The sequence below is a fragment of the Archangium sp. genome (genome assembly GCF_036388035.1).
GTDB lineage: Bacteria > Myxococcota > Myxococcia > Myxococcales > Myxococcaceae > Archangium.
In genome coordinates this window covers 37,304-45,824 of the sequence record NZ_DASVSO010000473.1, presented here as the reverse complement: position 1 = coordinate 45,824, position 8,521 = coordinate 37,304, and the positions used below count along the sequence as shown (strand labels likewise).

General features: G+C 69.7%; 6 protein-coding genes and 1 pseudogene. 6 read left to right on the top strand and 1 reads right to left on the bottom strand.

Annotated elements, in window-relative coordinates; all coding sequences use genetic code 11:
• The 6 genes and pseudogenes from VF697_RS19260 to VF697_RS19240 form a co-directional block, all read left to right on the top strand.
• The coding region (locus VF697_RS19260) for a hypothetical protein (RefSeq protein WP_331097077.1) at positions 1–489 on the top strand (489 nt) is incomplete at its 5' end.
• 497 nt (positions 490–986) lie between these two features.
• Positions 987–1,268 (top strand): annotated as a pseudogene (locus VF697_RS43525) (LodA/GoxA family CTQ-dependent oxidase); the annotation flags it as partial.
• A 124-nt stretch (positions 1,269–1,392) separates the two neighbouring features.
• A complete protein-coding gene (locus VF697_RS19255; RefSeq protein WP_331097075.1) occupies positions 1,393–2,601 on the top strand; it encodes an NAD(P)/FAD-dependent oxidoreductase in 1,209 nt (402 codons plus the stop codon).
• A 247-nt stretch (positions 2,602–2,848) separates the two neighbouring features.
• Complete coding sequence (locus tag VF697_RS19250; protein WP_331097073.1) at positions 2,849–3,904, top strand: DUF642 domain-containing protein; 1,056 nt, start codon at positions 2,849–2,851, stop codon at positions 3,902–3,904.
• A gap of 49 nt (positions 3,905–3,953) precedes the next feature.
• The gene (locus VF697_RS19245) at positions 3,954–5,993 is read left to right on the top strand and encodes a hypothetical protein (RefSeq protein ID WP_331097071.1); all 2,040 of its coding nucleotides are present in this window, start codon (positions 3,954–3,956) and stop codon (positions 5,991–5,993) included.
• A 212-nt stretch (positions 5,994–6,205) separates the two neighbouring features.
• A complete protein-coding gene (locus VF697_RS19240; protein WP_331097070.1) occupies positions 6,206–7,921 on the top strand; it encodes a hypothetical protein in 1,716 nt (571 codons plus the stop codon).
• Between the two features lie 116 nt (positions 7,922–8,037).
• Here the strand turns inward: VF697_RS19240 and VF697_RS19235 are convergent, their stop codons facing one another.
• Positions 8,038–8,487 (bottom strand): GNAT family N-acetyltransferase, encoded by a 450-nt coding sequence (locus VF697_RS19235; RefSeq protein ID WP_331097068.1) that lies wholly within the window; start codon positions 8,485–8,487, stop codon positions 8,038–8,040.
• Between the last annotated feature and the right edge of the window lie 34 nt (positions 8,488–8,521).

Genomic DNA, 8,521 nt, shown 5'->3' with positions numbered 1-8,521 from the left:
CGCCGCGACTTGGGAATGCGCCTGTCCGCCCCAGCCACCTACCACGACATGAAACCGTTCAAACGCCCATCGTCGTTCCTCCGCCGAGGCTCCTTGTTTGCCTTTGGCCTTCTGCTGACCTTGCAGGCGCGGCCCGGCCTGGCGCAGTCCCTCCCCTCCACGCCCCAGGCCAGCGCCCTCAACAATGGAAGTCCGGAGGAAGCATCCGCGTACTACAAGGAGCTCTCCAGGAAGCTGGGCTTCCTCACGCCCGCGACCATCGAGAAGCAGGCGACCACCAAGGACCTGTTGAGCTACCTCGGGTCCAAGGAGCTCACCCCCGCGGACGTCGCGTTCGCGGCGCCCGAGGCGTTGATGGCGGGGAGGGCGACCGTCGCGCAGGCGCTGCCCGTGGGCAGCAAGGTCGCGCTCAAGGCGGACACGGGCTTGTTCCTCGCCCGCTGCAAGGGCTGCCAGACCCCCGTGTCGCCCCCCTGCCGGACACCGTGACCGTCCACGTCACCAACGTGGGCACCGCGGCCGCCGCCATCTTCGAGGTGGTGGACGCGGGCAATGGCAAGATCGGCCTCAAGGCGGACACGGGCCAGTACAACGGTTGCTCGCCCACCGCCACGGTTGCCGACACGGTCACGATCAATGCCGCCGACCCCAGGAGCCAGGCCAGCGCCCAGTGGACCGTCGTGGTGCAGAGGGCCGGTGCGAGCGAGGAGATCCTCGTCTCCCGCTTCTTCGCGCCCAAGATCGTCAACTTCAGCGTCGCTCCCGACAAGCGTGAGATTGGCCGGCTGGAGGTGTTCCCCATCCTCGAGCGCGCCCTGGGGCACCGCCACGTCCACAACCCCGAGGCCTCCAAGTCCTTCCATGCCACCTTCGCGGGTGTGGAGCAGGAGCTCGGCACGGTGGCCTCGGTCAAGGGCCAGCGTCTGCGCAGGACCATCTTCAACTACCTGCGCAACCCCTTCAGCACCGCCCTCGAGCCCCTGCTGATGCCCAAGGGGTTTGGCGACCTCTACTCGGACGAAGCGCCCGACGCGGGGATGAAGCCGGGCTATTTCATGACCCTCACGCGGGTGCAGTTCGCGCTGATCAAGCGCTGGGCCGAAGGGGCGTTCGAGGAGGACTGGGACGCGACGAAGGCCCACGCCATCGACCCGACCCTCACCGCCGAGGGGCTCGACCGGGCCGCGCTGGAGAACGCCGTGGGCGGCCCCTTCTTCCCTGGCATCGACTGCAGCTGGATGGTGCGCCGGCCCGAGCTGTACGCGGCGCCCTTCCGCAACTGGTCGCAGCTCGGCTTCGTCATCAACGAGGGCGGTGCCTACATCGAGAAGGAGCGCGCTCCGACCGCGGTTGCCCCCGCGCAGAAGGCGATCGCCCAGGCCCGGCCCCCCCATGAAGACTCCTCCCACCTCCAGCCCCGCGGACCCGATGGACTCCACTGCGACCCATGGCGTCGTGGTGGTGGGAGGCGGCGTGGCGGGCCTGAGTGCCGCCCTCACGCTGGTGAGGGCGGGGGTCTCCGTCCGCGTCCTGGAGCGCACGGACTACTCGGCCTGGCGCCCCGGGGAGACCCTCTCCCCGGTGGCCTGGGCCGAGCTGCGGCAATTGCTGGCACCCGAGCCGTTGGAGCCGGAGGGCTTCCTGGAGTCGCATGGCCTGGAAGCCACCTGGGGCTCGGAGCGGCCCCACCACCACTCCTTCCTCGCCAATCCCTATGGGAGTGGCTGGCATGTGGAGCGCCGGCACCTGGACGCGCTGCTGGCCCGCCATGCCCAGTCACTCCAGGTGCCGCTGTGGCGGGACACCTGCGTCACCCACCTGGAGCGCGAGGGGCACGGGTGGCGGGTGCGGGTCCGCACGCCCCGGGGCCCCGCGGAGCTGCGCTGCGAGGCCCTGGTGGATGCGACCGGGCGCTCGGCCCAGGTAGCGCGGCGGCAGGGCGTGCGGCGGCGCGACTGGGATGCGCTGTGCAGCGTGTCCGGGGTCATCGACAGGCCGCCCGGGTTCCCGGAGCAGCACCTGGTGGTGGAGGCCACGCCACGGGGCTGGTGGTACGCCGCGCCGCTGCCCGGGGGCCACCTCATCCTCACGCTCCTGAGCGACGTGGATGTGCTCCAGCGCCACGACGCCTTGCGGCCGGCGGGATGGAGCGCGCTCTTCTCCTCGACCCGGCACCTGCGCGAGCGGGTGGGCGGGCTCGAGGCGGTGACGCGGCTGCATGTGCGCCGCTGCGAGACGAGCCGCCTGGAGCACGCGGCGGGAGAGGGCTGGGTGGCGGTGGGGGACGCCGCGGCGATGTGGGATCCGCTCTCCTCGAGCGGCATCCTCAAGGCGCTGCGCACCGGGCGCGCGGCGGCGCGGGCCTTGTGTGCTGCCCTGGGAGGACACAGCGGCGCGCTGGAGGAGTACGCGCGGCAACAAGCGGAGGAATTCAGCCGCTACCTGTCCGCGCGCCAGGCCCACTACTCCCTGGAGCAACGGTGGGCGGGAGAGGATTTCTGGCGGCGCCGGCTGGACGCACGGGCTGCCTCTCATCCAAGAGCCGATGACACGGGCGCCGTTCGAGTTTCGACCTTACCCATTTCGGGAGGGACGGGGTGAGGGTATCGGGCACTTGGGGCCCCTATGAATTGTCTGACACCCTTCCGGTGACACATCACAACGCGTCAATGACGTGTCAGTCGCTCGCTGACACCGCGTTCATTGCCCCTTCACGAGGACCTTCTCCTGCCATCACGGGTCACGCTTGGCGTGGCCGAGCAGTTGCATTACATGAGCAGCAACAGTGCGCCGCGACTTTGGAATGCGCCCTGTCCACCCAACCAGTCTCCCGAATGCGTGAGGAATCATGAGAACCCCTCTACTTACCGCCCTGCTGTTCAGCGCCACCGCCGCCCACGCCCAGCAGTCCATCGTGGTCAATGGCAGCTTCGAGGATCCCAAACTCGGTCAGCCCTGGGCCGTGCGCCCAACCATCCCCGGCTGGCGGACCGTCTCGGGTCCCGGGCCCGAGATCCAGACGGGCAACGTGGGCTGGAGCCCGCTGGACGGCGCCCAGCACGTGGAACTCGACTCGAACGCTCCCTCGTCGATTGCGCAGGACCTGAACACCCGCCCCGGCGGCGTCTATGAGCTCAGCCTCTCCTTCTCGCCTCGGCCCGGCATCCCCGATAACCGCATTGGCGTCTACTGGAACGGCCAGCAGCTCGCCGTGCTGGACATGAACGGCGCGGGTACCAAAGGCACGACCTGGAAACGCTTCACCTACCGCGTGAGCGCCACCAGCGCCAGCACCGAGCTGCGCTTCGAGGATCTCGGCGTCAAGAACGGGGTGGGCGGGCTCATCGATGACGTCCGGGTCATTTCCCAGGACTCGAGTGGTGTGCCCGACAGCGGCGTGCCCGACAGCGGCGTGCCCGGCACGCAGGCCGCCGCGGAGCAGCTGTGGCTCGAGAACCAGAGCAACACCCCCATCACCACCAAGATGGTGCTCGAGCAGGGCAAGCCGTATCGCCTCACGCTGCAGGGCACCTACAGCATGTGGTCTGGCTTCGCCGGCCAGGGCAAGAGGTCTAGCAAGCCGGAGCCCACGCCCATGTTCCCGAGCGCGAAGGGAGAGAACAAGCAGGTGGGCCTCGACCCCGAGTTCATGTTCGCGTGGCCCAGTGGCTCCTCGCTCGACAAGAGCACGGAGCCGGCTCCCCGGAAGAGTGCCCTCATCGAGGTGAGCCTGGACGGGGGAAAGACCTGGAAGCACCCGACCACCCAGGATGCCTTCAACGCCGAGCACAAGTACACCTACGAGCTGACGGGAGAGGGCAACGCGTTGCAGGTGCGCAACATCGACAAGCCCGTCGGTGACAACTACGGGCGCGTGCAGATCTCCGTGCAGCCCGGTACCTAGCAAGGACTGGGCAGGTACGCACGGGCGGGCTCGGGTACACTCCCAGTCCATGCTTCGTCCCGCCTGTGTCCTCCTGCTGCTGGTGATGGTGCTGCCAGCCCTCGGCTGTGATGACGACTTGCGTTCGCCGTCCGGGGAGGATGACGAGGTCTTCACCCTCCCCGTCGGCGCGGAGGTGACGGTGTCCGTGGGCGAGTGCATCAACGCGCCCCCGGTGCGGCTCTGCACGGACTGGGACCTCGAGAGCCTGACCCGGGCCTCCCTGTCCGGCGACGACTTCGAGCTGGGAGAGCAGCGGGTGGAGGCCGGGGCCGCGCTCATCCGCGTGAGGGCGAAGGCCCCAGGGCGGGGGACGCTCACGGTGGAGTATGTCGATGAGCGGGGCCAGGCCCAGTCCGTGGAGGTCCGGCTCCAGGCGCTGGAGGTCACCCGGACGGAACTCGGGCTGCCGTGCGCCGACCGGTTCTCCCAGCGCCCCCGTCCCGTCGCCGCGGGCAGCCGCTTCGAGTTCGACATCTACGCGAACGCCGGTGACACGGGGCTGACGACAGGAGACCTCTCCCTGGTGGAAGCGCCGGGCTTCATGCTGACGGAGCCGGTGGACGGCAAGGGCGTGGCCATTGCTCCCACCGAGCCTGGAATGTACGCCTGGACGCTCGCGGGCGGCGGCTCCGCGCAGTTCCTCGTCTTCACCCCGGACGCCCTGGACCTGACGCTGACGGAGGAGGCGGCGCGAGGGACACAGCCTCGCGCCATCATCCTGGGCGCCGCGGTGGGGGGCACCCCGGTCTGCGTCCACGCCCCGGACGACCGGGCGGTGGTGACCGTGACGGGAGAGGGGTGCGCGCCGCTCCTGTCGGGGGTGGAGATCGCCGGGCCCATGCCGGTCCGCCTCGGGAGCGGCGCCTTCAAGTTCGAGCTGGTGGGCGCCGGGAGCTGTGACGTGGACGCGCGGCGGGTGGGCGGGCGGGGCGTGACGCGGCCCTTCACCGGGGCCGTCCCGGATGGAGGCGTGCCCCCCGTCATCGGGCCGGTGGTCTCCGAGGAAGGGGTGGAGCTGTCACTGCCCGTGCCGGCCGGTGGCGCCTGTCCGGGGAGCGTCTCGGATGGACGGTGCGAGGCGCCCTGGTACCTGGACGGGGACTGCTACATCGACTCCGACTGGCGCATCCAACACCGAGACCCCGCCGCCACGGACGGGGGCGTGGTGGCCGAGGAGGCGCCCGTGGGCGTCGGCCTGACGACGCGGCTCCTGCTGTCGTTGCAGCTGGGCCTCAACCCCACGCCCATTCCCATCTCGCTGGGGCCGCCGCAGCACCTCACCTACGAGCAGGACCCCGCGTGGGACTGGAGCGTCTTTCCTCCCAGGCGGAGCGCGGGGCTGGGGCTGGAGAACCGGGGCTGCGTGGGCTCGGAGGTGCTGATGACGGTGACGCCGCTGGCCGAGGGCACGCACGGGCTGGCCTTCCGCGCCGACAACCTGGATGACACGGGGGAGCTGGACGTCGAGGCCCGGCGGGTGGACCGCGTGGTCTACACCCTTCGCCCGGACGGAGGCCCGTCGAGGACCGGCTCGCCGGTGGAGCTGTTCGTCCGCTCGGAGGCCACGCTGACGGCGCGCTACCAGCGGCAGAACGGCACGCCCCTCCATGGGAGCGGCCCCCTGCGCATCGAGACCGATGACCCGGGGGCCCTCTCCAGTGTGCGTGACCCCGATGCCCTGGCGACGGGCCGCGGCCCGCACACGCTGACCGTGTCCTCGCCCCTGGCTCCAAATACCCTGACCATCAAGGTGCGGGACGCCTCGGCCATCCTGGGGATTGGCGCCTTCAAGGCGGAGGCCGTCGTGCAGGGCCAGAGCGCCTGCGCGGAGGCCGCCGTGCCGCTGGGCGAGGGCGGGGTGGCGATCCTCGGGCGGCCCCCGGCGCGGCCACGGGTGTCGCTCGGCGGTGACGCCCTGGTGTTCAGCCCCAGGGCCTTCAAGGACGGCCTGTGCCTGGAGGGCGTCGCGCCCGGGGAGGCGACGCTGCGGCTCACCTGGGGCTCGGCGCAGGCCGAGCGCGTGTGGCGGGTGACGCCGCGGCCCTGACCCGAGCTGGGCAAGGTGTCAAAGGACTCGTTCCGACGCCTCGCGCCCTACGAGTCGTCTGACACCTTCGGCGGAGTGCCAGCGCGCTCGCCGTGCGACGGGGCGAGCCTGTCTCGCGGGATTGACACCGACGAGCCGCCGCTCAGAGGATTCGTGCGTGCCTGCGGCGGCAACACCTCCGCGAGACCTATCCTCCGAGCGGAGCCACCCTCATGCGTGTCTTGTGGACCAGCCTACTGCTGGCCTTCGTGCTGTTCGTCTGTCCCGGTTGCGATGTGTCAGGGCCCGAGCGTCCCAACCCGCCGCACTCCGAGCCGGCCGGGGCCCGGCCGCGAGCGCTTCGGCAGGTGGGCAGCGAGCTGGTGCGGCCCCTGAGTTTGCTCGCGCTCGAGGCGGCTGAGGGTGGCCTGAGCGGCAGCTATGAGGGGCGGCTGGGGGAGGCGGCGGTCACGCTGGTGGCCCAGACCGAGCGCGAGCTCGTCCTCATCGTGCCGCCGCTGCCGGCGGGCAGGCACTCGTTGCAGGTGACGCAAGGGGGAGGCGCTGCATTCTCTCCGCTGGAACTCGACATCGCGGCGCCGCTGGTGGTCGAGGCTCCGGAGGTGAAGCTCGAGGCGTTCCTCGCCCAGAGCGCATCGGAGGTGGAGGTGCTGCGGGCCTCCGCGGACACGCAGCTCGTGGCGGAACTCGCGGACGTCTATCTCAAGCGGCTCCAGGTGGACCTCAGCAGGGCTTCTCCCGAGACGCGAGCGCAGGTGGCGCAGTTGCTCGCCACGAACGGGCTGCTGGACGACGACTTCGCCAGCAGCCACGTCGCGCCGTACTCCTCCCTGCGCTTCGACTGGTATGCCACGACGCGCAGAATCCTCACGCGCTCGGCCAAGGTGATGGTGTCCATCGGAATCATCGCCGCCACCGTCGTCGGCGGCGCCGTGGTATGCGCGGAACTCCCCCCGCTCTGCCTCGCCGCCGGCGCCGTGACCGTCCGCTATGCTACGAGAGAATTCCCCGCGCTGCAGAGGGACTATAAGGCCCTCTACAACGAGTTCTTCCAGGCTGAGGACGGCACGGGAAGCACCACGGAGGACCAGGGGCACTCGCTCCCGCTCGAGGGCCTGACGGACGCCACGCGCGAGGTGCGCGCGGCGGCGGTGGGCCAGCCCCCCGTCTTCCTGCACGCCATCTCCCGGGACGTCAGCCTCTCGCTCCCCTTGAAGAACCTGAGCGCCGCGGACCTCACGAGCACGTCTCCAGCGCTCGAGCCGCTCGTGGCTGAGTATCAGGAGATGCGCCACAAACTCGCGGGGGTGAATGCCTACTTGTCCGACCCGCTCCCCATGCCGATCGACCTGGAGGCAGTCCCGGAGCGGGTGAGGCTGATGCCGGTGGACGCCGCCTCCGTCAGCGTGGAGTCGGCCACGTCCGTGGCGCACATCCGCATGACCGGCTCGGGCACCGCGCTGGGCCTGCAATTCAAATCCGAGCGGTGCCAGCAGGCGCCCGACACGGCCTTCGAGTTCACCGTCATCCACCAGCCGGGGGCCGACATGCGGCCGGCCAAGGTGCGAATCCGCGCGGTGCTGCGCTGCAACGACCCGTGCGAGATGGCCGGCTGGTGGGCTCTCGGCCCGTGCAGCGTGTCCAGCTACCCCACGCACTTGCGCAGTTTCCCCATCCAGGATTGGTCGCGAGACCGGTATTGGGTCAGCCCGAGCGATCCGAACGTGACGGCCTGGTTCGACCTGGCGACCTGTACCTATACGGAGCGCGGCCCTTCCCTCTTCTGCTCGGAGGAGGCCCCCACGCTCACCAACAAGGTCTTCACGGCCCAGCCTCGGCAGTACAGCACCAGCACGTCTTGCTACATCGACGAGGACACGTGCACGCCCTGCCCGGTCAGCTGCGCCGTGAACTGGCAACCTCGCTGAGACGACTGGAACACCGGACGGTTTGAAGCCCTGGAACTTGAACTCCTCCGTGATACCAGATGGGGTGCCCCCTGCCCTCAGGGCACACGCGGGAGTGAGCGTGGACGAGGGCGGCCCTATCGGTCTTCAGAAGCGTCCGTGAACGTGAAGATCGTCACCGGGGCGGCCTCCCCGCCGAGGGCGCGGTAGAAATCGAGCGCGTGGACATCCTCGTCATCAGCGGGGACGAACAGCTCCCGGATTCCCATGCCAGCCGCCTGGGCCCGAAGCTCGGCAACCAGCCGGCGGCCAATACCCTTTCGCTGATGATCGCTTCGCACGGCGATGTCGTAGATGAAGATCTCCGAAGACTCCGTTCGCGTCATGGGCAGGGTATGGGCGGTGATTCCTCCGACGATGGCCTCGTCAGCGAACGCGGCAATCGCCCAGAAATCCTCTCGGCCGAGGAGCCGGTCGACATAGCCATCACTCAGCTCCTCACTGTCTTCCTCGAAGACCTCCGCCATCAGGGCAAACAGCACCTTCGCCAGCTCCCGGTCGCCAGCCTTCAGTCTCTTCAATCGCATCTCGGCTCTCCCTGGCAACGCCTGTCCCTGTAGA